General features: G+C 68.2%; 26 protein-coding genes. 9 read left to right on the top strand and 17 right to left on the bottom strand.

The genetic code is table 11. The features are described from left to right. Window positions 1-22 precede the first annotated feature (22 nt). The 6 genes from AMYAL_RS0132250 to AMYAL_RS0132275 all read right to left on the bottom strand — a co-directional run bounded on the left by AMYAL_RS0132250 (window position 23) and on the right by AMYAL_RS0132275 (window position 4,015). Window positions 23-409, bottom strand: a complete 387-nt coding sequence (locus AMYAL_RS0132250; protein ID WP_020635419.1) for a hypothetical protein — start codon at window positions 407-409, stop codon at window positions 23-25. A 13-nt stretch (window positions 410-422) separates the two neighbouring features. After that, window positions 423-1,022: an Rv1733c family protein gene (locus AMYAL_RS0132255; RefSeq protein ID WP_026467621.1), complete on the bottom strand. Its 600-nt coding sequence runs from the start codon at window positions 1,020-1,022 to the stop codon at window positions 423-425. Window positions 1,023-1,048: 26 nt separating this feature from the next. Further along, entirely contained in the window at window positions 1,049-1,555 is a 507-nt protein-coding gene (locus AMYAL_RS0132260; RefSeq protein WP_020635421.1) for a universal stress protein, read from the bottom strand. Further along, window positions 1,552-2,364, bottom strand: coding sequence for a hypothetical protein (locus AMYAL_RS0132265; RefSeq protein ID WP_020635422.1), 813 nt, complete (start codon window positions 2,362-2,364; stop codon window positions 1,552-1,554). The genes AMYAL_RS0132260 and AMYAL_RS0132265 overlap by 4 nt, the downstream gene beginning before the upstream one ends. Next, window positions 2,361-3,323, bottom strand: coding sequence for an Acg family FMN-binding oxidoreductase (locus tag AMYAL_RS0132270; RefSeq protein WP_026467622.1), 963 nt, complete (start codon window positions 3,321-3,323; stop codon window positions 2,361-2,363). The genes AMYAL_RS0132265 and AMYAL_RS0132270 overlap by 4 nt, the downstream gene beginning before the upstream one ends. 95 nt (window positions 3,324-3,418) lie before the next feature. After that, window positions 3,419-4,015, bottom strand: a complete 597-nt coding sequence (locus AMYAL_RS0132275; protein ID WP_020635424.1) for an Rv1733c family protein — start codon at window positions 4,013-4,015, stop codon at window positions 3,419-3,421. Window positions 4,016-4,159: 144 nt separating this feature from the next. Here AMYAL_RS0132275 and AMYAL_RS0132280 point away from each other — a divergent pair, with 144 nt between their 5' ends. Together AMYAL_RS0132280 and AMYAL_RS0132285 are read left to right on the top strand one after the other, a co-directional pair. Then, window positions 4,160-4,591, top strand: coding sequence for a CBS domain-containing protein (locus AMYAL_RS0132280; protein WP_039794493.1), 432 nt, complete (start codon window positions 4,160-4,162; stop codon window positions 4,589-4,591). Further along, entirely contained in the window at window positions 4,588-5,064 is a 477-nt protein-coding gene (locus AMYAL_RS0132285) for a universal stress protein (protein ID WP_020635426.1), read from the top strand. The genes AMYAL_RS0132280 and AMYAL_RS0132285 overlap by 4 nt, the downstream gene beginning before the upstream one ends. Window positions 5,065-5,123: 59 nt before the next feature. Here the strand turns inward: AMYAL_RS0132285 and AMYAL_RS0132290 are convergent, their stop codons facing one another. The 7 genes from AMYAL_RS0132290 to AMYAL_RS0132320 all read right to left on the bottom strand — a co-directional run bounded on the left by AMYAL_RS0132290 (window position 5,124) and on the right by AMYAL_RS0132320 (window position 12,120). Continuing rightward, window positions 5,124-6,212: an acetate/propionate family kinase gene (locus AMYAL_RS0132290; RefSeq protein WP_020635427.1), complete on the bottom strand. Its 1,089-nt coding sequence runs from the start codon at window positions 6,210-6,212 to the stop codon at window positions 5,124-5,126. 73 nt (window positions 6,213-6,285) lie between these two features. Continuing rightward, a complete protein-coding gene (locus AMYAL_RS0132295; protein ID WP_020635428.1) occupies window positions 6,286-6,693 on the bottom strand; it encodes an Hsp20/alpha crystallin family protein in 408 nt (135 codons plus the stop codon). Between the two features lie 117 nt (window positions 6,694-6,810). Next, on the bottom strand, window positions 6,811-9,198 hold the full coding sequence (locus tag AMYAL_RS0132300) for a phosphoketolase family protein (protein ID WP_020635429.1): 2,388 nt from the start codon (window positions 9,196-9,198) through the stop codon (window positions 6,811-6,813). Continuing rightward, window positions 9,195-10,094: a universal stress protein gene (locus tag AMYAL_RS0132305; protein WP_020635430.1), complete on the bottom strand. Its 900-nt coding sequence runs from the start codon at window positions 10,092-10,094 to the stop codon at window positions 9,195-9,197. Before AMYAL_RS0132305 ends, AMYAL_RS0132300 begins: the two co-directional genes overlap by 4 nt. Then, the gene (locus tag AMYAL_RS0132310; protein ID WP_026467623.1) at window positions 10,091-10,696 is read right to left on the bottom strand and encodes a CBS domain-containing protein; all 606 of its coding nucleotides are present in this window, start codon (window positions 10,694-10,696) and stop codon (window positions 10,091-10,093) included. The genes AMYAL_RS0132305 and AMYAL_RS0132310 overlap by 4 nt, the downstream gene beginning before the upstream one ends. Window positions 10,697-10,709: 13 nt before the next feature. After that, on the bottom strand, window positions 10,710-11,612 hold the full coding sequence (locus AMYAL_RS0132315) for a universal stress protein (RefSeq protein ID WP_020635432.1): 903 nt from the start codon (window positions 11,610-11,612) through the stop codon (window positions 10,710-10,712). Further along, a complete protein-coding gene (locus tag AMYAL_RS0132320) occupies window positions 11,596-12,120 on the bottom strand; it encodes a flavodoxin domain-containing protein (RefSeq protein ID WP_020635433.1) in 525 nt (174 codons plus the stop codon). The genes AMYAL_RS0132315 and AMYAL_RS0132320 overlap by 17 nt, the downstream gene beginning before the upstream one ends. 276 nt (window positions 12,121-12,396) lie before the next feature. Between AMYAL_RS0132320 and AMYAL_RS0132325 the strand changes: the two genes are divergently transcribed. From AMYAL_RS0132325 to gap, 5 genes are all read left to right on the top strand, one after another. After that, window positions 12,397-13,557 carry a hypothetical protein gene (locus AMYAL_RS0132325; protein ID WP_020635434.1) on the top strand — a complete coding sequence of 387 codons (1,161 nt, stop codon included), beginning with the start codon at window positions 12,397-12,399 and terminating at the stop codon, window positions 13,555-13,557. A 30-nt stretch (window positions 13,558-13,587) separates the two neighbouring features. Continuing rightward, on the top strand, window positions 13,588-14,031 hold the full coding sequence (locus tag AMYAL_RS0132330; RefSeq protein WP_039794494.1) for a hypothetical protein: 444 nt from the start codon (window positions 13,588-13,590) through the stop codon (window positions 14,029-14,031). A gap of 57 nt (window positions 14,032-14,088) precedes the next feature. Then, on the top strand, window positions 14,089-14,946 hold the full coding sequence (locus tag AMYAL_RS0132335) for a slipin family protein (RefSeq protein WP_020635436.1): 858 nt from the start codon (window positions 14,089-14,091) through the stop codon (window positions 14,944-14,946). 147 nt (window positions 14,947-15,093) lie between these two features. Continuing rightward, window positions 15,094-16,590 carry a bifunctional aminoglycoside phosphotransferase/ATP-binding protein gene (locus tag AMYAL_RS46585; protein ID WP_143267853.1) on the top strand — a complete coding sequence of 499 codons (1,497 nt, stop codon included), beginning with the start codon at window positions 15,094-15,096 and terminating at the stop codon, window positions 16,588-16,590. Window positions 16,591-16,687: 97 nt separating this feature from the next. Then, on the top strand, window positions 16,688-17,707 hold the full coding sequence (gene gap, locus AMYAL_RS0132345) for a type I glyceraldehyde-3-phosphate dehydrogenase (protein WP_026467624.1): 1,020 nt from the start codon (window positions 16,688-16,690) through the stop codon (window positions 17,705-17,707). Between the two features lie 61 nt (window positions 17,708-17,768). Here the strand turns inward: gap and AMYAL_RS0132350 are convergent, their stop codons facing one another. The 4 genes from AMYAL_RS0132350 to ppk2 all read right to left on the bottom strand — a co-directional run bounded on the left by AMYAL_RS0132350 (window position 17,769) and on the right by ppk2 (window position 20,847). After that, the gene (locus AMYAL_RS0132350) at window positions 17,769-18,764 is read right to left on the bottom strand and encodes a zinc-binding alcohol dehydrogenase family protein (RefSeq protein WP_026467625.1); all 996 of its coding nucleotides are present in this window, start codon (window positions 18,762-18,764) and stop codon (window positions 17,769-17,771) included. Between the two features lie 181 nt (window positions 18,765-18,945). Further along, window positions 18,946-19,422: a DUF6292 family protein gene (locus AMYAL_RS47905; protein ID WP_020635440.1), complete on the bottom strand. Its 477-nt coding sequence runs from the start codon at window positions 19,420-19,422 to the stop codon at window positions 18,946-18,948. Between the two features lie 19 nt (window positions 19,423-19,441). After that, the gene (locus AMYAL_RS46595; RefSeq protein WP_039794496.1) at window positions 19,442-20,032 is read right to left on the bottom strand and encodes a CHAD domain-containing protein; all 591 of its coding nucleotides are present in this window, start codon (window positions 20,030-20,032) and stop codon (window positions 19,442-19,444) included. Further along, window positions 20,029-20,847, bottom strand: coding sequence for a polyphosphate kinase 2 (ppk2, locus tag AMYAL_RS0132365; RefSeq protein WP_026467626.1), 819 nt, complete (start codon window positions 20,845-20,847; stop codon window positions 20,029-20,031). The genes AMYAL_RS46595 and ppk2 overlap by 4 nt, the downstream gene beginning before the upstream one ends. Before the next feature lie 229 nt (window positions 20,848-21,076). On the opposite strand from ppk2, the gene AMYAL_RS0132370 reads away from it, so the two are divergent. Further along, the gene (locus AMYAL_RS0132370) at window positions 21,077-22,081 is read left to right on the top strand and encodes an Acg family FMN-binding oxidoreductase (RefSeq protein ID WP_020635443.1); all 1,005 of its coding nucleotides are present in this window, start codon (window positions 21,077-21,079) and stop codon (window positions 22,079-22,081) included. Window positions 22,082-22,123: 42 nt separating this feature from the next. Next, entirely contained in the window at window positions 22,124-22,477 is a 354-nt protein-coding gene (locus AMYAL_RS0132375; protein ID WP_020635444.1) for a spore germination protein GerW family protein, read from the top strand. Window positions 22,478-22,680 lie beyond the last annotated feature (203 nt).

Raw genomic sequence — 22,680 nt, forward strand, 5'->3', positions numbered from 1 at the left:
ACTCCTCGTTCACGGTTCTGGTTCAAACGGCCGGGGTGCGACTGCGCAAGAAGCCTCGGCACGCCTCGATGAGCTCCTCACCGTCAGCGGTGACGACACGACTCTCCAAGCCCGGCGGGATCATCGGGCCGCAGGTCCCCGGCGCCGGGGTCAGGATGACCGGCACCCGCGCCCGGAGCGCGCAGATCACTCCGAACTCCCGCGTCGTCAGTTCGGGCTCGACCGAGCGGACGTCGACCGCGAGATCCGGTGCGTCGGCTTCGTCGAACGGACATCTCCCGCCCGGGGCCAACGCTCGGCAGAGCCCGGCCCGGCTGTGACAGGTGGATACGCGGCAGCCCAGTTCCCGCAAGGCTTTCCCGACGTCGTCGGCGTCTCCGAATACGGCCTCGGTCAGCAGAACTCGCATCGGTGCTCCTTTCTCAGGCGGCGGTCCAGTCCTTGGCGACCCGTTCCCACTCTCGGGTCAAGGCGGTCTCACGTGAGCGGCCGAGCAGCACGCGGCAGCCCAGGTACAGTCCGGCCAGGAGAGTCACGAACGCGAGCCAGGTCCCGACGCCGACGCCGATGCCGGTGCTCGTCGCGTCCGTGGGGGTCACGGGCGGATCGACCACCTTTCCCGCCGCGTCGAGCCAGATCCGGACCTCGTTTCCCGTCATGGCACCGGACTCGACGGCGACCACGCCCTCCCGGATCGGCCCGCCCGGCACGGTCCAGCGGGCGTGCACGTAGGCCGTCTCTTCGATCGGTACTCCGTCGAGGCGGATCCGCACGGGTGGCGCGTCGGCCAGCAACATCGCTGTCGTCTCACGCCGGTCCACGGTCTGCTCGGCCGCCTTGAGCATCTTGCGGGCGTAGGTGTCGGACCCGGCCGCGGCGGCGAACGGGATCGCCAGTAAGGCGGCCAGGACGGCTCCGACCGCGAGCGCGGCTTCACACCGGTCGGACCAGCGGGCGAGCGGATTACGCCCGAGGTGGAGCCGCCGCCACAGCATGGTGACGATTCCTGGCTGCTCTCGCATGACATCGCTCCCGGATCAGGGCACCCTCAGAGAATCGGGCCCGGCTCGTAGGAAACGGAGTTCAGAAGGCGGCCCAGCCTGCTGCCCGGTGTCCGGGCGGGCGGCGGGATCACGACGATGGGACAGGTCGCGTTGTGCAGGCACGCGTTGCACACGGACCCCACGAGCAGTTCTCGTAGCTTCCCTGTCCCGTGGCTGCCGAGAACGAGTAAAGAGGCGCCCTTCGACTGCTCGACCAGGACGTCGCCCGGGTCTCCGACGGGCACCTCGTAGCGGACCTGAAGTGCTTCGTGACCTTCGAGCAGTTTCGACGTCGCTGCTTCGAGAGCCTTCAGATGGACTGCTTTCGCCTGCCCGACGGAGCGGTTCGCCGATACGTCGTCCAGCATGGCGTCGTGGAACCACGCGTTGACCACCTGCAGCACGGCACCTTGCCGAGTCGCCTGCTCGGCCGCCCAGCGAACGGCCGCGGCGGAACTCGCCGAACCGTCCATTCCGACGACGATCCGGTTCTCCGTGGTGTCGTCTGTCATGACGTGTGTCCCTTCTCTGCCGGTGTTCCCTGGTGTTTCCGGACTATGACGACCAGTTGAGGAAGCCCCGCGGCCGCGCCGAGGCCGACGAGTGCGCCTCGGACCTCCGGTGCGTCGAAGGGCTCAGTGAGCGTGCAACTGCGCAATCCGTGCTCTGCGGCGGCGAGCCGTAAACGTTGAGTCACCGCACCGGCACGGACGAGGTGGGGGCGCGCTTCCGTTTCGCCGCCGACCACGAAGGCCGACCAGGTTTCGGCCCGGTCTTCGATCTCGGGCGCCGCCCTACGGCCGATCTGCCCGCCGACCTTGGGAAGTGCTCGCACGCCGCGCGGAGTCAGTGAGCCGACGTGCACTCCCCCTGAGGTGCATTCCTTCGCGACCCTCCGGCTCCACTCCGCCAAGGACGGGGGAAGGGGCTTCGACACTCGCCCGGACATCGCGCCGAACCGGGCGAAATCACCGGCCTCCGGACGTGTCCGGACCGACGCCTTGATGCGCGCGACCCGGTCGAGTGCGAGGAGGTCAGCGGACAGGTCCACGAGGGGCGACCAGCCCAGGACTCGGACCGTGAGCTCGAGATGGGCGAGCGCGGCTCCGCAGGCGATCAACCGGGCGCGACCGCCACGGTCGCGAAGCCAGTGAGTATCGCGCGGCTTCTCGAAGAGATCCACCGTGTCCCCGCGAAGGGAAAGGATCCATTCGTCGCCGAGCCATCGCCGTGCCGCGAGCCGAGCCGCCCCGACGAGGATTCGCTTCTCCTCGGCCGACCAGACATGAGCCGGGACCGCGGTCCGCAGGGAGCCGCTCATCGTGCTCCCCGCCGTTCCCGGACGACCGCGTCGATCGGCCGGCGTGGTGTCGGGACGCCGGGATAGCCGTATCCCAGCCGGAAGACGGTCTGCGGATGAACGGCGCCGCCGAGCAGAGCTCGGAGTTCCGCCTGGGTGGAAGGGATTTCCATCGGCTGCGAATAGAACGACGCGCTCAGTCCGGCGTCGCAGGCCGTGAGCAATACCCGCTGCATCGCCCGGCCCGCACGGACCTGCGACAGAGAGCCGTCGCTCGGGGTCGTCAGCACCGCGACCAGCGGATCCTGTTCGAAGACCCGGATCTCCTCGCTGCCGGCGAAATGCCGGACGGGGAGCAGGCCGCCCGCGGACCGGGGCCCGCCCGCGGAGTCCGGTACGCCGTCGTCTCCGCCGTGGCCCTTGGCCCAGGCGCGAAGCTCCGCTCGGAAGGCCTTGTCCTGGGTCTGTGTGTGGTCGGCCCGTCGGATGAGCGCCGCCACCGGCTCCAGCAGGCCGTGTTCGTCGAGAAGCACGAGACCGGCGCCTTCCTCGTGCGCCGCTTGGACGACCGCTGCCCGCGCCGCGGGCGGCACCGCCTGATCGGTGAACGGGCGCCGGTTGCTGAAGCGCCGCGGCACAGCGGTCGCGAGCCTCCGCTCAGCCGGACTCGGCCGATGCCGGGGCCCCAGTTCCACCCTCGCGAGCAAAGAGGGCCGGTCACGCTCAGGTGCCAGTTCGACGTCCGCGACCCGCCCGGCCACGGCGATCGCGACTTCCAGGTTGAACAAGGCGGCACCACAGGCCAGCCGGGCCTCTCGCCCGTCGGGATCGCAGACGCCCAGTATCCGGTCCTCGTCGAGGATCAGATCGATCACGTCCGGCGCCAGCTCGAAGATCCACGGCTGCGCGTTGTGCGGCGACGGCGCCCGGACGGCCGCTTCCAGCGCGGTCGTGACGACCGGCGACTGCGTGACGACCATGATCCCGCTCCTCTGTTCGGTGCCTTTCAGCCTGCTCCGCGCGCGCACGGACCGGGAGTGCCGTGGGCCCCGGCGAGCCGGGACCTTCGGCACCGCTACCACGACGTCCATTTCGGGGCCGTCGCCCGCCATTCCTCCTGCCAGCGGGAAAGCCGAGCTCGATCGAGCCACAGCCGGACCAGCCCGTAGAGCAGCGAAGAGACCACGATCGCGGCCAGCCAGAGTGCGATGGCCGCACCGATCCCCATCAAGCGCGCGTCGGGCACGGTCAAGGGCGAGGCGACCGGATGCCCTACACCGTCGAGCCAGACAGGTACCTTCGCGCCCGCTCGAGCACCACGGGACGCCGGCACCTCGCCGACTCGGACCTCTCCCCCATGAGTGGACCAGGTGGCTTCGGTGGGCTGTGTGTCCTTCGTCAAGCCCGCACGTCCCCCCATGGCGAGCGGCGCGCCGTCCTCCAGGAGTGTCGCCTCGCCGCGATACCGCTCACCCTGTTCGGCGGCGGCCCGCTCCGACTTCGCCACGAAGACCGCCGAGCCTGCTGCCGCGGCGAACGGCAAGGCGGCGAGCACGATGAGAACGGCGAGCAGGAGGGTGATCGCTTCGGCGCGATCTTCCCCGCGCGCCAGCGGATTGTGTCCGATGTGAACGGTGTGCCAGGCTCGCGCCCAACGTGACGACGCATCCATGACCTCGACCTCCGACGAATGTCCCCAGCGGTTGGTGTCGTCAGGGTCGCGCGGGTTCGCTCGCCTCGGGCAGGGTCGACCGTCCCGGCTTGGCGGGACCTCCAGCGCTGTCGCCGGCACAACCGCGCGGCTGACACTGAGTCCATGCGAGTACGTGATGTCATGACCACCCCGGTCGTCGCGGTGACGCCCTCGGCCACGATCGGTGAGGCGATCGCCGTGTCGACCGGCAAGGGATTCACCTCGCTACCGGTCGTCGACGACCTCGGCAGGCTCATCGGGCTGCTCTCCGAGGAAGACATCATCCGCGCGGGCTGTCTTCCCGATCCGCGGCTGGACGGTGGACCCGACGCCGGCGTTCACCTGGGTGCCCCGGTCACCGTCCGGGACATCATGCGGGCGCCCGGCGTGGGCGCTCATCCGGACACCGAACTCACCGATCTCGCGGACAGGATGCTCGAACACCGGCTCAGGTCGGTCCCGGTGCTCGAACTCGGCCAGGTGATCGGTGTCGTCACCTGGCAGGACCTCCTCCGCGCAAAGATCGACCTCCCGTCGCAAAGGAACGAACCATGAACGCAAGCCCGGAGAACGCGCGCCGCATCGTCGTGGGCGCCGACGGGTCACCCGGTAGCGAGGAAGCGATCAGCTGGGCCGTCACCGAAGCCGCCGCCCGTGGTGATCGCGTCGAGGTCCTGCTCGTACTGCCACGAGAAGAACTTCTCCCCGGAACGTCGTTCGCCCTCCAGCCGCACGGCCGTGTGCCCGTCCGGAACGGATATTCGGTCAAGGACGCCGCCGAGCGGATCCGGGCGAAGCTCGACGCGGAGGTGACCGTGGAAACCTCCGTGCGACAGGGAAATCCGACCTCGGAACTCCTCGCCGCGGCGCATGGCGCCGACCTTCTGGTGCTGGGATCACCCTCCCGGAAGCAGTGGGAGCGCCTCGTGTTCGGCAGTGTCGCCACGGCATGCGTCAAGCACGCCACTTGCCCGGTCGCGCTCGTCACGCCCGAAGCCGTGCACCGGTTCAGTCCGAGCGCTTCCTGACCGGAAACCCGATGGCCACGGACGACGCTTCCTCCGTCCGTGGCCATCGGGTTTCCCCGCTATACCTGCACCTCGTCGAGAGCGGTCTCCGCTTCAAGCGCCAGCTCGACATCCTCACCCGTGCCGAGGGCGAACACCGTGACCGGCGTGTCTTCGGGGCTGATCACCCGGTCACCGTCGCCGAGGCATCGAGCGGGATCGACCTCGATGCCCAGGACACTGAGGTTCTCCACCAGCCGACCGAGCAACTCGGGCTGATACTCGGCCACACCGCCGGTGAACACGACCGCGTCCAACCGATCAAGACTCATCGCCATCGCGCCGATCTCACGGCGGATCCGGTGCAGGTAGACCTCCATCGCGATCACGGCATCGGGATCTCCGGCGGCCTCCAAGGTGAGAACGGCACGGAGATCCCCGTTCGTCCCGGTCATGCCCGCGAGTCCGGAGTGGTGATACAGAGTGTGCTCCATGTCGTCGGCCGACATCGGGACCGTCCGCATGACGTGCAGCAGCAGACCCGGATCGACCGAACCGGACCTGGTCGCCATGGCGGGCCCCTCCAGCGGTGTGAACCCCATACTGGTGTCGACGCTTCGCCCACCCCGGATCGCGGTCACCGAAACGCCGGCACCCAGGTGGCAGCAGAGAAGCTGCGGGGTTTGGACACCAAGGAGTTCCGCGGTCCGGCGGGCCGCGTGACGGCAGGACAAGCCGTGAAAACCGTAGCGGCGAAGTCTGCCCTGCCTGGTCCATTCCCTCGGGAGCGCGTACTGCGAGGACTTCCGTGGAAGATCCGCGTGAAATGCCGTGTCGAAAGCGGCGATCACCGGCAGGCCGGGCCGTAGCCGAAAGACCGCACGAGCCAGGGCGATCGCTTGCGGCTGGTGCAGGGGCGCGAGTGACGAGAGTCGTTCGAGCGCGTCCAGTGCCCTGGTGTCGACCCGCATCGGGCCGGACCGGGAACCACCGTGGACGAACCTGATCGCGACGGCATCCACGGTGGGCCATTGCGCGAGGGCTTGAGCGGCGGCGGAACCTTCATCCGCGTCGGTCGGGCTCGACGCCCACCATCCGACAGGGGTGCCGTCGACGACCAAAGCGGCCTTCAAGCTCGAAGAGCCCGGATTCAAGGTCAAGACACGCATACCGACTCCTTCGAGCGCGGGAATGCCGGGCGGACATGCCCTGGGGGTGGCACGTCCGCCCGGCCGGGAAGGGTCAGCTCTTGCCGACCTTGATCTTCACCTGCTTCTCGTGCGGTTTGTCGGACAGCGGCATGGAGATTTCCAGGATGCCGTCCTTGTAGGCCGCGGTGATCTTCGTGGCGTCCGCACCGGGCGGCAGCGAAACCGAACGGCTGAATTTGCCGTAATAGAACTCGCTGCGGCCGTGCTCGACAGTCTTCGCCTCGCGCTCCGCGCTGATCGTCAGCAGGCCTTCGTGCGCGGTCACCGAGATGTTCTTTTCCGGGTCGAATCCCGGAAGCTCGGCCCGGATCAGATACTTGCCGTCCTCCGCCGACTCCTCGACCCGAACCGGGTTGTGTTCCGAGAACGGCCACGGGTTCTCCAGCCAGGCCGCGATGCTCGGCAGGGTCAGCCGGGGGCCGGGAATGAGAGACGTCATTGCCTTGGTTCCTTTCCTCGCCGGGAAAACGTCACACCTTCAGCAAACCTGTGTCGTGCCGGTACCGAAGCGGCCGGACATCCCGATCGAGTGGGTCGAAAGACCCTTCCGAGAGCTTCACGACTCCCAGGCCCATTCGCGGATCTCTGGAAGATCCTCGCCTTCTTCGACGATCCACCGGCGGTGTCGCTCCTGCGCGTCGGCCATCCGCTGCCGGGCGATGCCGGCTCTGGCCAGGAGCCCGGGAACACGGTCGATGACGTCGATCACGAACTGGAAGCGGTCCATGCTGTTGCGTACCAACATGTCGAACGGAGTGGTGGTGGTGCCGTGCTCGATGTATCCGCGCACGTGGAAGTTATCGTGATTCGTGCGCCGGTAGGCGAGGCGGTGAATCAGCCAGGGGTAGCCGTGATAGGCGAAGATCACCGGCCGATCGGCGGTGAACAGGGCGTCGAATTCGCGGTCTCCCATCCCGTGCGGATGTTCCGCAGCCGGCTGGAGCCGCATCAGGTCGACCACGTTGACCACCCGCACCGCGACCTCGGGAAGCAGTTCCCGCAGCAGTTTGGCCGCGGCGAGGACTTCGAGAGTCGGAGCGTCACCGGCGCAGGCCAGCACGACGTCGGGTTCACGCTCGGTATGCGTACTCGCCCAGTCCCAGATGCCGACGCCGCGGGCACAGTGCACGGCTGCTTCCTCATCGTCGAGCCATACAGGACTGTCGTTCTTGCCCGCCACGATCACGTTGACGTAGTCCCTGCTCTTCAGGCAGTGCTCCGCGACGTGGAGGAGTGTGTTCGCGTCCGGAGGGAAGTACACACGGACGACTTCCGCGCTCTTGTTCGCCACATGATCCACAAAGCCGGGGTCCTGGTGCGAGAACCCGTTGTGGTCCTGACGCCAGACGTGGGAGGTCAGCAGATAGTTCAGTGAAGCCACCGGACGCCGCCACGGTATCCCCTGATGCACCTTCAGCCACTTGACGTGCTGGTTCAGCATCGAATCGATGATGTGCACGAACGCTTCGTAGCAGGAAAACAGCCCGTGTCTGCCCGAAAGCAGGTAGCCCTCCAGCCAGCCCTGGCACAGGTGCTCGGAGAGCACCTCCATGACCCGGCCGCCCGGAGCGAGGTTCTCGTCCGTCGGCTCGATCTCTTCGGTCCACGTCTTCGCGGTCACTTCGAACACCGCGTCGAGCCGGTTCGACGCGGTCTCGTCCGGCCCGAAGAGCCGGAAGTTCACCGCCTTGCGGTTCAAGGAGAACACGTCTCGCAGGTAGCGACCCAGAACGCGGGTCGGCTCCGCGACCGCGGAACCGGGACGCACGGCGGCGACGGCGTGGGCGGAGACCCGGGGCAGGTTCAGCGGGCGCAGAGTCAGGCCGCCGTTGGCGTGCGGGCTCGAGCCCATTCGCCGCCCTCCCCGCGGTATCAGCGCGGTGACCTCGTCCGACGGCCTGCCGTCGGAGTCGAACAGCGTCTCGGGTCGATACGACCGGAGCCATTCTTCCAGCTGCAGCAGATGTTCCGGGTTCTTCCTGGCATCGGGAATGGGTACCTGGTGCGACCGCCACGTCCCTTCGACCGGCTTTCCATCCACAAAGGACGGTCCGGTCCACCCTTTCGGCGTCCGGAGGACGATCATCGGCCATCGGGGCCGGTCCCGCATATGGCCGAGGGACCGCGCACGCACTTGGATCCCGTCGATCTCGTCGAGCGCCACATCGAGAGCCGCGGCCATGACCTGATGCAGGACGGCGGGATCATCCCCTTCCACATACTTCGGCGCGTAGCCGTATCCCCGCAAGAGTTCGTCGAGCTCCGTCTGTGAGATCCGGGACAGCACTGTGGGGTTCGCGATCTTGTAGCCGTTGAGGTGCAGGATCGGCAGGACCGCACCGTCACGAACAGGATCGAGGAACTTCCCCGAATGCCAGGACGCGGCCAACGGGCCCGTCTCCGCCTCACCGTCACCGACCACACAGGCGACCAGCAGGTGCGGGTTGTCGAACGCCGCGCCATACGCGTGAGCGAGCGAATAGCCGAGTTCGCCGCCTTCGTGGATCGATCCCGGCACCTGCGGTGCGACATGACTGGGCACGCCACCGGGAAACGAGAACTGCCGGCAGAGCTTACGCAGCCCTGCCTCGTCGTACGACACCTCCGGCCACGCCTCCGAATAGCTGCCCTCCAACCAGGTGTGCGCGTACAGTGCGGGGCCTCCGTGTCCCGGCCCGGTGACGAACAACGCTCGCAGATCCCGGCGGACGATCGTCCGGTTGAGATGCGCGTAGACGAAGTTGAGGCCCGGCGACGTCCCCCAGTGGCCGAGTAACCGCGGCTTGATGTGCTCCGGCTTCAACGGCTCGGTCAGCAGCGGATTGTCCATCAGGTAGATCTGGCAGGCGGCGAGATAGTTCGCCGCCCGCCATTGAGCGTCCACCTGGGACTGCTCCACCGCCGTCAGCACCGCGGCCCCCGTGGGAGCACCCAGTGCGGTCACGTCTTCTTCTCCGTGCGAACCACCATCACCGGGCATTCGGCGTGATGCGCGAGCGCCTGGCTGGTCGAGCCGAGCAACTGCCCGGTGAAGCCACCGTGACCACGGCTGCCGACCAGGACCAGTTGCGCCTTCGCGCTCCATTCGAGCAGGGTGTGCCGAGGCTTGTCACGGACGAGCACTCGCTGGACGTCGACGTCGGGGTACTTCTCGCCCCAGCCTGCCAGGCGTTGCGCCAGCAGGCGCTTCTCCTCGTCCTCGATGGTCTCCCATTGCACGACGAGCCTGGCCATGCCGAAGGCGTCGTCGTAGGTGACGTCGCGCCACGCGTGCACGGCCACCAGCCCGGTATTGCGCCACGACGCCTCTTCGAAGGCGATCTCGAGCGCACGCTCGCTCAGCGGGCTCCCGTCGACACCGACGACCACTGGCCCCTCCTTGGGATAGTCGGCCGTTCCTTTCCTGCCCCGGATCACGACCACCGGGCAGTGCGCGTGCGCGATCACCGCCGACGCGGTCGATCCGATCGTCATTTCGCTGAAGAATCCACGCCCCGTGCCGCCGACGACGACCATCACCGCCTTCTTCGAGGCATCGATGAGGAACGGCACGGGCGAGTCGGCGGGCATGACCGTATCCACGGCCACCTCCGGTGCGACGGCACGGACCTGCTGAACGACCTCTTCGATGATCCGCTCACCCTCGCCGGCCAGCACGTCGAACCACGGTGCCGGACCCGCCAGGCCGCCTCCATAGGAGAGCTGCTCGACTCGCAGCGCATGCACGATCAGCAATCCGAGTCCGCGCTGCTCCGCGACCCTCGCGGCCCACCGGGCGGCTTCCCGTCCAGGTTCGGTCCCGTCCACCCCGACGACGATCTTCAGTCCTGTCGTGCTCATCGTTCGTCCTCCTGGTAGATCACTTTCGCTTCGACGACGCCCGGTACGGCTTCGGCCAGCAGCTTCGCCACGTGCCGGTCGGTGCCGCTGTCGTATCGGTCGGCGATCCGGACCGCGCCGTCATCGACCTCGACGGTCCAGCGTCCCGGGCCTCCGTAGATCTCGAGGTGGTGGCGGACGTCGGCTTCGATGGCGGTATCGGACCGCGCGAACGCCCGGACGAAGTCGCCTCGGGTGAGGATTCCGACCACCGTCGAGCCGTCCACCACGGGCATCGCGCGGATTCGGCCGTCCAGCAACGCCCTGCCGACCTCGGCGAGATCCGAACCGGCGCTCATCCCCGTCGCCGGCGACGTCATCACCTGGGCGACGATCGCGCCCGGACGGGGGTGCTGCTCGTGGTCCCGCCGGGAACGGATGTCCGGGGGAAACCGATCCCGGATCAGATCGGCCTCGGTCACGATGCCGACCAGCCTGCCATCGTCGTCGACCACCGGCAACGCGGTGAACCCCTTTTCCGCCAGCAACTCGGCCGCGTGTTTGGCCGTCGTCTCCGGTGTCACCGTGACGACGGGGGCCGACATCAAGTCCCTTGCTCGCATTACGCTCCCTGTCTCAGCTCGCGACCGCGGGGCGGACGACCGCCACCGGGCAACTCGAATGCGCCACCAGCGCCTGACTGGTCGAGCCGAGCAACATGCCCTCGAAACCGCCACGCCCACGGCAGCCGACGACCAGCAACCGCGCCCGCTCGCCGAAGCGGAGCAGCGCGCGCACCGGCCGGTCACGGACGATCTCGACCGTCGTCGGCACTTCGGGGAACTTCTCCCGCCACGGCGCGAGCTGTTCCTCGACGGCCGCACGCTCGGCGGCCTCGACCTCGTCGGGCCGGATCGCCAGAGGATGGGACCGCATCGACTCGTGGTCGAAGATCTCGTTCCACGCCCGGACCACGGTCAGCGCCGCGCTCTGAAGCATCGCCTCGTCGAACGCGAACGCCAGGGCGACGTCGCCGGCCGCCGAGCCGTCCGTTCCGACGACGACCGGGCCGGTCTCAGGTGGCGCGTCGTCCGGCCGCCTGCCCCTGGCGACCACGATCGGGCAGTGACCGTGCTGCGCCAGCGCCACCGCGGTCGAACCGATGAGCAGACCGGTGAAGCCGCCGAGCCCCCGTGATCCGAGCACGACCATGTTCGCCGACACCGACTCCTCGATCAGCGCCGCCACCGGGCTCCACTCACGTGCCGCCGTCTCGACGACAAGATCCGGGTAGCGCTCCGACACGGCGTCCTGTGCTTCCGTGAGCCACTTTCTGCCTCGGGTCTCGAAAGCGACCCGGACCGTCTCGGAGGACGGCAGCACGGCAGGCACCCGCACCTGCGGGATCCCGTAGATGTGCACCAGTCTCAGGAGTAGACCGCGACGCACTGCCTCGCCGGCCGCCCAGACGGCGGCGTGGCGAGCGGACCCCGAACCGTCGACCCCGACGACCACCGCGCCCTCAGCCACGCCCGACATGACCGCTCCCTTCCGTCGCTTTCAGCTGTGCGGCGATCTCGGTCGCCCAGTTCCGGATCGCCGTCCAATCCCGGTAGTCGCCGTCCTTGACACGCAGCGCCGCCACCATCGCCCGCTCGGCGAACCGCAGCCGGCTCCGATCGATCCGGCCCTGGAAGACACGGTGCCCGTGCGCCCGGGACAGCGTCATCAACCCGGCGACGTCCAGGGGCTCGTCCGCGGGCTTCGGCGGCTCCCCCACCGGGCCACTCGAGAACAGCCACACGTCCTTGTGACGCAGGACTTCATGCTGTTCGATCAGCGTCTTCGCCCCGTCGAGCCAATGCCCCATGTACACGGCACTGCCCAGCAGCACCACGTCGTAGTCTTCGACCGAGACGACATCCTCGGCGGACTGCACCTCCACGACGGCTCGGCCACCCAGCTCGGAGCCCAGGCACCGGCCGATCTCGTCGGCGATGTCCCGCGTCGCGCCGTGGCGACTCGCGGCCGCTACGAGGATCTTCATCTTCGCTCTCCCGTCTGGTCGCTTCCCAGCTTCTAGCAGCACGGGAACGCACGGGAGGGCCCGAAGTCCCGTCGGCCCGGGCCGACGGTCCCGCGCCAGGACCACAGTCCCTGGTTCCCCGGCGATGACCTCCACCTGGGGAGCCGGACACTCTCGACTCTCCATCGCGCCGTGAATAGGGAAATTCGGCCCGGAAATCGAAAACGTCGGCCACTGGGTGCGCGTCAGTCACCGGATGAGGCTGAGAGTCCGGCACAGACCGGGAGGGAGCGTGTCATGTTCGGTCTCACAGGTCCTCGACTGTGGCGGGTGACGGCGGCGGCTTTGCTGCTGTCGGGCTTGGCCGCCGGGCCCGCGGAAGCACACGACCCGGGCAACACCAGGGCGCCGGCGGTCGTCGATCTGGGCGCTTTGCCGGGAGGCAGAAGTGCGGCCACAGCCTTGAACGACAACGGCGTCGTGGTCGGCGACTCCACGACTGCGGGGAGCACGACCTCTCACGCCGTCCGCTGGAACAGGGCTCGACGGATCACGGACTTGGGTTCGGTCGACGGGCATGACACGTTCGCGCTCGGGGTGAACCAGCGGGGCACGGTGTTCGGCTTCGCGGAGAACTGCTCCACCGATCCCCTGTTCGACTGCGCGCTGCGGTGGTCCGCGGCAGGGACATTGACCCGGCTGGCCCCGCTCGCCGCGGGAAAGGGAGCGCGTCCCGTCGCGATGAACGACTTCGACACGGTCGTCGGCCATGCCGACAGCGCGTCCGGCGGGCACCGCCATCCCGTGCGCTGGACTTCCGGCGGCCAGGTCGTCGATCTCGGGCTTCCGTCAGGCGCCATCGACGCGGTCGCCACCGGTATCAACAACCAGGGCCTGATCGCCGGCCTCGCCGAGTATCCGAGCGGGCCGCGTGCGCTCCTCTGGGATCGCGACGATGCGGTGGTCGAGCTACCGTCCGCCCCGCATCAGGCGACCAGCTGGACCACGGGGGTCACCGATGACGGTCTCGTCATCGGTGAGATCGCTCGGCTCGACGGCTTTCACATGGCGCGCTGGCGATACCGGCGCGAAGGCACGCGGCCGCCCGAGGTAATCGAGGCGATCAGCTACACGTTCGGGATGAGCAGATCCGGCATCAGCTTCGGGGCGGAATTCCGCTGGGATCGCTCCGGCCGGGTCACCGTGCTGGCGCCGCCACGGGTGGATGGCGTCGGTCAGCCCGCCGCCGTCAACGACGCCGGAGTCGTCATCGGGTCCGTGGTCGCGCCCGACGGGACCGGGGCGGCGCCCGTCTGGTGGGACCGGTCAGGTATCGCGCACGAGTACCCCAAGCCGACTCCGAACGCCGAAGCGAGAGCCCACGCGATCAACAATGCCGGGATCACGGTCGGCCGAGCCGACTTCTCCGCCGGGCAGCACGCGGCGCTCTGGCACTAGGACCGTGAACCACGACCTGTGGAGGTTGAGATGACCACCTGGAGGACCCGTTCGGCAGTGGCCTTGGCGATCCCCTGCGTGTTGCTCGGCATGACATCGACGCTCGCCCACGCCGACGAGTCGACGGTCACCATCACCGTGGGCAAGGCCGCGAACCTGCTCGATCCGACCCTCGTGCGCGTCCCGGTCGCCCTCACCTGCCCCTCGATGGAGGTCGCCACGAACCAGGGAGGCGCGAGCCTCCGGCAGGCGGTGTCCGGCCGCATCGCGTTCGGCTCCGGCCGGCCGGAAAAGCCCGTGGTCTGCGATGGCACTCCGCACCCCAACAGCTACCTGATCTGGGTCGACACCACCAGCCCCGCCCCGTTCCGGGTGGGCAATGCCACCGCGATGATCTCCGCGTATCTCTGCTCACCGACGTTCACCTGTGTGAGCGGCGGTTCGGGCGTCCAGGTCATCCGCGTCAAGCGCTAGGTCTCGGCCGCCGAACGGTTCGGCGGTCAATCCTCTCACCGTCGAACGGAGAATCTCATGAGTGGCTGGATCATCGCCGCCGGTGCCGCCGCCGTGTTGCTGGTGGCGAGTTTGTCGATCAGGATCGTGAAGCAGTACGAGAAGGGTGTCCTGTTCAGGTTGGGCCGGGTGGTCGGGGTGCGTGAACCCGGACTGCGGCTGATCGTCCCGGTGATCGACGTGCTGCGGCGGGTGTCGCTGCGGATCGTGACGATGCCGATCCAGTCGCAGGGGATCATCACCCGCGACAATGTCAGTGTCGACGTGTCCGCGGTCGCCTACTTCCGGGTCGTGGACGCGGTGAAGTCGGTGGTCGCGATCGAAAACGTCTACGCGGCGATCGACCAGATCGCGCAGACGACGCTGCGCAAGGTGGTCGGGCAGCACACGCTGGACGAGACCCTGTCCGAGACCGATGCCATCAACCGCGACATCCGCCAGATCTTGGACGTGACCACGCTCGACTGGGGTGTGGAGGTCACTTTGGTGGAGCTGAAGGACATCCAGCTGCCGGAGTCGATGAAGCGGGCGATGGCCAAGCAGGCCGAGGCCGAGCGGGAGAAGCGAGCCAAGATCATCAACGCCGAAGGTGAGGCCCAGGCCGCCGCCGCGCTGGGCGAGGCGTCGGACACGATGATGGAGCACCCTCTGGCGCTGCAGTTGCGGAATCTGCAGAGCCTGGTCGAGATCGGGGTCGACAAGAACACCACGGTCGTGTTCCCCGCGCCGTTGATGAGCACCATCGGCGAGCTGGGTTCGTTCCTGGCCCGCGAAGCCGCGGCGGCGACCGCGCCACACCCCATCCCGGACACGCTTGTCACGGTGCCGGCCCAGGAGACGCCGGCCAACGGCGGACCCGTTCCGACGCCCGCCTGACAATGTTTCTCCGCGACGGGAACGGCGCACCTCATGGAGCGCACCAGGACCTTGCGCCGTCCTCGCCGCTGAAGCGAAGGTCCTCCGTCGCCATGACAGGGACCTAACGCACTTCGCCCACGACAGCGACGGGCCGATGCTCGATCCATGAACGATCCGTCACCCGGCTGGGCTGGTATGCACGAAACCCACATCGGCGTGGTCTTCCTGGTCGGAGAACTCGCTTACAAGCTCAAGAAACCGGTCGATCTCGGCTTCCTCGACTTTTCCGAACGCAAGACCCGCGAGCAGGTATGCCACCGCGAGGTGGTGCTGAACCGGCGGCTCGCGCCGGACGTCTACCTGGGCGTCGCCGACGTCACCGGGCCGGACGGTGACATCTGCGACCACCTCGTCGTCATGCGCCGAATGCCCGAGGACCGCAGACTGTCCACTCTGGTCGACACCGGTGCACCCCTGCGCGCGACGATCCGGCAACTGGCCAGGCAGCTCGCGTCCTTCCACTCCCGAGCCGAACGCGGGCCCGCGATCGACGCCGACGAGACCCGCGACGCGGTGCGCGGGCGCTGGCGGGACAGCTTCGAGCAGGTCCGGCCGTTCCACGACACCGTGCTCGACGCGGGCACCGCGATCGAAATCGAGGCGCTGGCCGAAGAATTCCTCGCCGGACGCGAAACGCTGTTCGACCGCCGGATCACCGAAGGGCGCGTCGTCGACGGCCACGGCGACCTGCTCGCCGACGACATCTTCTGCCTCGACGACGCCCCTCGCGTGCTCGACTGCCTCGAGTTCGACGACCATCTCCGCCACGTCGACGTACTCGACGACATCGCCTTCCTCGCCATGGACCTCGAACGGCTCGGCGTCCCGGAACTGGCCGCGCACCTCGTCGCCGACTACCGCGAGTTCACCGGCGACCCCGCGCCCCCGGCACTGCTGCACCACTACCTCGCCTACCGTGCCTTCGTCCGGGTCAAGGTCGCCTGCCTGCGCTCGGCTCAGGGCGACACCGAGTCCGCCGAACTGGCCCGCGACTACGCCGGCATCGCATTGCGGCACCTGCGGCTCGGCCAGGTCAGGCTGATCCTCGTCGGCGGCGCGCCCGGTACCGGCAAGTCCACGGTCGCCGGCGGGCTGGCCGACTCGCTCGGCGCGACGCTCCTGCAGTCGGACCGGCTCCGCAAAGAACTCTCCGGGCTGGCCCCTGCCCGGCGCCCCGCCGAGAACTACCGGCGGGGCCTTTACGACAGAACCCGCACCGACTCGACCTACGCGGAACTCGCGCACCGTGCGGGTGCGCTGCTGGCGCTCGGCGAAACCGTCGTGGTGGACGCGTCGTGGTCCACCGTCCGGCACCGGCTGCTCGCCACCGCGGCCGCCGAGCCCACCAGCTGCCCGGTACTGGCCATCCGCTGCGAAGTACCGGAAAACTTGGCGACGGAAAGAATCGCGACTCGGACCGACACCCTTTCCGACGCCACCCCCGAAATCGCGCACCTGATGGCCGCCGACGCCGAGCCGTGGCCCGAGGCCCGCGCACTGAGCACCACCGGCTCCCCACAAGAGTCGATCGCGCGGGCGATGGCGCTCCTTTCCCTCGCGCGCGGGCGAGGTGATCAAGCTGAGCACGCCTTCACCGCATGAGGCGCCCTTCCGCCCCGGCTGCGAGGACCAAGGTCCCTGTGGGCGCGTTCGCGCGCCGCACATCATCGAGACGAGCAGCCGGCGACAGGAGAAGCTGATAAAGGTACGGGTCGGGATCAACGGCTTCGGCAGGATCGGACGCGACATCCTCCGCTGCGTGCTGGAAGCGCCGGACAGTCCGATCGAGGTGGTGGCGATCAACGACATCACGTCCCCGCAGATGCTGGCGCATCTGCTCGCCCACGACTCCACCTACGGCAGGCTGCGCATCCCGGTCGAGGTCACCGAAGACGGCGCCTTGCGAGTCGGCGACCATCTGATCGAGGTGCATGCCGAGACCGAACCCGCGCGACTGCCGTGGGAAGAACACGGCGTGGACGTCGTCGTCGAATCGACCGGCCGCTTCCGCACCCGTGAAGCCGCCGGCGCGCACCTGGCCGCGGGCGCCCGGAAGGTCGTGATCTCCGCACCGGGCAAGGACGTCGACGTGACGATCGTGCTCGGGGTCAACGAAGACGACTACGACCCGGCGAAGCACCACATCATCTCCAACGCGTCGTGCACGACGAACTGCGTCGCGCCGATGGTGAAAGTCCTGCACTCGACGTTCGGCATCCGCCGCGGGCTGCTCACCACGATCCACAGCTACACCGGCGATCAAGCACTCCTCGACCGCCCGCACAAGGATCCGCGACGCGCCCGCTCGGCGGCGGTCAACGTGGTACCCACCAGTACCGGCGCGGCGAAGGCCATCGGCCTGGTGCTACCGGAACTGGCAGGCAAGCTCGACGGCGTCGCGGTCCGCGTCCCGGTCGAAGACGGTTCGCTGACCGACCTGACCGTCGAACTCGCCCGACCGGTCACCGTGGAGCAGGTCAACCACGCGTTCGCCGAGGCCTCCGACGGCGCACTCAAGGGCATCCTGCGCTACTCCGAGGCTCCTCTCGTGTCCCGGGACATCATCGGCGATCCCGCGTCGTGCGTCTTGGACGCCCCGCTGACGAAGGCCGACTCACACCTGGCGAAGGTGTTCGGCTGGTACGACAACGAATGGGGTTACGCGACCCGCACGGTCGAACTGGTGGAACTGATCGGGCGAACCCTGACGGCACGGTGAGCCCACTCGGGTGGGCCGCCCGCCGCTGCGGAACGCGTCGTGAGGTGTCGGAGGCACCGGGTCAGCAGGGATCCGGTGTCGCTCTCAGCACGGCGGCACCGTTCACCCGGTCCGCCGCCAGATCCGAGAGCGCCTGATCAGCCCTGGACAAGGGATAGGGCACCGTGCTCACCGCCAGCCGATGAGCCCCTGCGAAGTCCAGGAACTCCCGGGCGTCAGCGCGGGTGTTCGCGGTGACGCTGCGGACCTGACGCTCCTGGAACAGGTGTCGCTGATAGTTCAAGGACGGGATGTCCGACAAGTGGATCCCCGCGATTGCCAAGGTACCCCCGCGATCAAGCGCCTCGAGCGCGGGAGGCACCAGCTCCCCTACCGGGGCGAACAGGATCGCCGAATCCAAAGGCTCCGGCGGCGGATCGGCGGCGTCCCCGGCCGAGGCCACGCCGAGCTCCAACGCCAGCTTCCGGGCTTCCGCACTGCGAGTCATCACGTGCACCGTGGCACCACGGGCGATCGCTACCTGCGTGGTCAGATGCGCGCTGCCGCCGAAGCCGTAGATTCCGAGGCGTCCGCGTTCGGGCAGGTCCGCCCGCGCCAGCGCGTGATAGCCGATCAATCCGGCGCACAGCAGCGGTGCCAGTTCGTCATCGGTGTATCCGCTGGGCAACGGCAGGGCGTAAGCGGCCGGCACGACAGCGAACTCGGCGTACCCGCCGTCTGCGTCCCAACCGGTGTACCGCGACTCCGGGCACAGGTTCTCCCCGCCACGTAGGCAATACCGACACGTTCCGCATGTCTCGCGGAGCCAAGCGACCCCGACCCGGTCGCCGTCGGCGAATCCCGTGACGCCCTCGCCGACGATCTCGTGCCCCGGCGTGACCGCCGGCCGGTGGACGGGCAGATCACCCTCGGCGACGTGCAGATCGGTGCGACACACCCCGCACACCAGCACCCTGACGAGCACTTCGCCGGCGGAAGGCCGCGGGACCGCCACCAGCGACCACTCGAGGGGCCCGGAGGCCATCGGCCCTGGCCGGGTGACCCGCCAGGCATGCATCTCCGGTGGCAGATTCTTCACGATCGACCTCCTCCGGAACAGCATCGCGAACTCGCGCCGGCGACGCTACGCCGCGTGGTCCCAGGGACCTTCGGCCCGTCCCGCCGTTTCAGCGGGCGTGAGAACGCGTCCGCAGGTTCCAACTCGGGGCGCTGCCATCCTGACCTGTCCGTTCGATGGGTCACGAACACACCCGCGAGATGACGAAGTGACCGCGCGATGCCGTCGCGGCCCAGGTATCACGCCGGTACTGCAGCAGCCGAGCCTTCACGTGGTCGCGATCGGCTCGCGGCGCCGGTGGAACGGGAGCTGTGGACGCACCGCCGGCAGCTTGAATCGCGGTCACGAACCGGCCGACGGCGTCCGGCGAGGGCACGAGTTCACCTCCGAAGTAGGCGAGCACCAGCAGGTCCTCTCCGGAATGCGTCTCCATGGAGAAGGCCCAGCCGTGGCGCTCGTCCCACAGCAGGGCCATGTCCCGCTCCGGATGGCGGGGCAACCGCTGGTCCAGGGCGATGTAGGCGGACGCGGGGTGATCGAGGTCCATGGCACAGGACTCTTGTCCCACTCCCACCGCGGCGCTCACCGCGGCCAGGTAGCCCGCCAGCCCGCACCTCAGGTCGTGATCGAGTTCGATTCCGGTCAGCAGGGAAATCACCCTCCGTGGAGTCTGAACGTCACCGGCCACTTCGGACCGGTTCCCGCCCGACCGTACGAGTGCGCCGCGTCCGCCGGATGGCGTCAAAGTGCCCTTGGGCGAGGGACTTTCGTCCCTCGCAGCGCCCGGCGCACCAGGTCCATAACGGACGAAGGGCATCGCGGAGTTCACGCCAGGCCTTCGGCAGGGCGGCCACGCATCGATCGGCGTTGGCCGTCTCCTGCGCCTGGACCGCCGTCAAGGTACCGTCAGCGACCTCCAAGGCGCTCAAGAGCTCGCGGGCGACGACAGCGTCTTGGAATTCCCCGAGGAGGTCCTGGAAGGCACGCAGTGCGGGCTTGGCCTCGACCGGCAGCGCTTCGGCACCTGCCTCCAACGCGTACCGCAGCCGCTTGGCCGCTTTCCGCACACCGTGAACGGCGCGGTCACGGTCCGGACCGGCCGGTAGCGCAGCGATCCCGGACACGCGAGCGTCGACTCTCCCGGCCACCGCACGAGCCAGGTGAGGAAGTACTCGCCTGGCAGGTCGCCGGGCCGCTGTGGGCCGCTGCCGCAGAGACACCGTATCGAAGTACACGGTGCCGGGTGCGGTCACGACGGTCGCGCTCATGATTTTGGCTCCTTCAAGGTCGCCGCGTGGTCCGGGACGTAGTTCTGCAGCAGCCGGTCGGGGCGGCAATAGCCGTTCGATTCCGGACGTGCGGGGAGCGAAACCGCCTCATGGACGACGTCGTGGTAGGGCACGCTCGAGAGAAGGTGCGCGATCATGTTGAGCCGCCCGCGCCGCTTCTCCTCGCTTTCGACCACGTGCCAAGGAGAGCCAGCGGTATCGGTATGCACGAACATGTCGTCCTTCGCCCGCGAGTAGTCCTCCCATTGCGTCACGGATCGCAGGTCCATCGCGGACAGTTTCCAACGACGCATCGGATCGTCGATCCGGTTTCGGAACCGCCGCTCCTGCTCGTCCCGGCTGACCGAGAACCAGTACTTCCGCAGGAGGATGCCGTCGTCGACCAGCAGCCGCTCGAAGATGGGGCACTGCTGAAGGAAGCGCCTGTGTTCTTCGGGAGTGCAGAACCCCATCACCCGCTCGACGCCGGCACGGTTGTACCAGCTGCGGTCGAACAGCACGATCTCACCGGCCGCGGGCAGGTATTCGATGTAGCGCTGGAAATACCACTGCGTCCGTTCACGATCGGTAGGCTTCGGCAGAGCCGCGATCCGCACGACGCGCGGGTTCAGATGTTCGGTGACCCGCTTGATCGTGCTCCCCTTCCCCGCCGCGTCCCTTCCCTCGAACACCACCACCAGCCGGGCGCCCTCGTGCCGCACCCACTCCTGAAGCTTGACCAGCTCGGCCTGCAACCGCAGCAGTTCCCGTTCGTACGTCACGCGCGGGATCCGCGCCTTGTCCTTGCCGGCCATACCCTCGACGGTACGAATCCAGGAGGCATCGGGATTCGGCCGTACGTCGACGGCGGAGAGGACTTTGGTCATAGGCGACGAGAGACATCCGACTCTCTCTCCATCAGCCACTATGGACGGTTCCCACGACGGAAGGGTCGAAGGACCCTCGGCTCCGTCTCGTTCGCCTCTGTGATCGCGATCCGTAGTCGGTGAGCATGAGAACGGTCCGATCCGAGGAGGAAAAGCGATGGACCAGAACCTGCCCGACGCGTACACGGTGAGGGCGGCCGTCGCACTGGCTGTACGCGCCCCTTCGGTGCACAACAGCCAGCCCTGGGACTGGCGGTTCAGCGGCCGCACGATCGAACTGCGCGCGGACACGGGCCGCAGGCTGCGGCGGGCCGATCCCGAGGGCCGCGATCTGCTCATCAGCTGCGGGTGCGTACTCCATCACTTCACGATCGCGGCCGCCGCGCTCGGCTGGGCCACCCATATCGACCGGATGCCCGCTCCTGACGTGCTGGCCCGGATGGAACTCACCCCTGAGGAACCGCACGAAGAGGACATCGCGCTGGCCACGGCGATACCCCGACGCCGGTCGGATCGCCGCCTGTATGCCACCAGGCCGTTGACAGCCTGGGAGGAGAACCGCCTCGTACGAAGCGCGACAGACCACGCCGCGATGCTGCGATTCGTGGACGACGCTCCACGGCGTGCGGCGTTGACGGCCGCCGCGGTGGAAGCTCGGGGCCTGCACCGGGCAGACCCGGACTATGGAATCGAGCTCGCGTCCTGGAGCGGACGGCGGTACGCCGCAGACGGCGTACCCGCACGAAACGCGGTCCTGACCACCGCGGCACCGCTGGTACGAGACTTCTCCGACGCCCTGCTCACCGACACCGACGCCCAGGATGGCGCCGCGCTGACCGTACTTTCGACCGCAGATGACACTCCACTCAACAGGCTACGAGCAGGCGAAGCCGCCAGCGCCGTAGTGCTGACGGCGACCCGGCTGAACCTCGCGTCCTGCCTGGTCACGGAACCACTTGAGCTGACCTGCACCCGCGGCCTGGTCCGCGATTGCGTCGTCGCCGAGGGAGCCGAACCGCAGCTCGTCGTGCGAATCGGCCACCTACCCGAAGGCACTCCCCCGCTCCCTGCCACCCCACGACGCCCGATCGCGGAAGTCCTGCGGCCACTGGGCCACTACGGGATCGGCCTGCCGATACCGGTACAGCAGCGCGAAAGCTGACACCCCACACGCGAACGCACCGACAACCCCTGGGAGCACCTCATGAACGTCGACGAACTGCTGACGAAAGCCAAAGACGGCCTCGAAACCAAGATGGTCTACGGCGAGCCGTACCACGCCGACGGGGTCACGGTGATCGTGGCCGCCACGGTCGGCACCGGTGGCGGTGGCGGCGACAGCCGCGACGAGAAGGGCCGCTCAGGCGAAGGTGCCGGGTTCGGCCTGTCGGCCAAGCCTGTCGGGGCGTACGTCATCAAGGACGGCAAGCTGCGCTGGGAACCTGCCATCGACGTGAACCGCCTCATGACCACGTTCGGCATGATCGCGGTGGCGGCACTGTTCGCGGCCACACGTTTCGCGAAACTCAAGCGGGACACCGAGCCGGAGCTTTCCTGACAGCCGGGTTGAGGCGGCGAACATTCATGCAATCGGCACGGAATCCCAGGAGGCGCAGGAAGAACGTGAACGCCAAGCTGCGAACCGCGCGTGTCTCTGCGTTTCCTCGCCCCGATCGCCGAGACGGGGATGCAGGTTATGAGAGCAGTTGCGAAAGCGGCTCATCACCAACTCCGAGCGGCGAGTTCGTGCTGAGGAGGAGC

Origin of the sequence: Amycolatopsis alba DSM 44262 (genome assembly GCF_000384215.1) — a bacterium.
Classification (GTDB): domain Bacteria; phylum Actinomycetota; class Actinomycetes; order Mycobacteriales; family Pseudonocardiaceae; genus Amycolatopsis; species Amycolatopsis alba.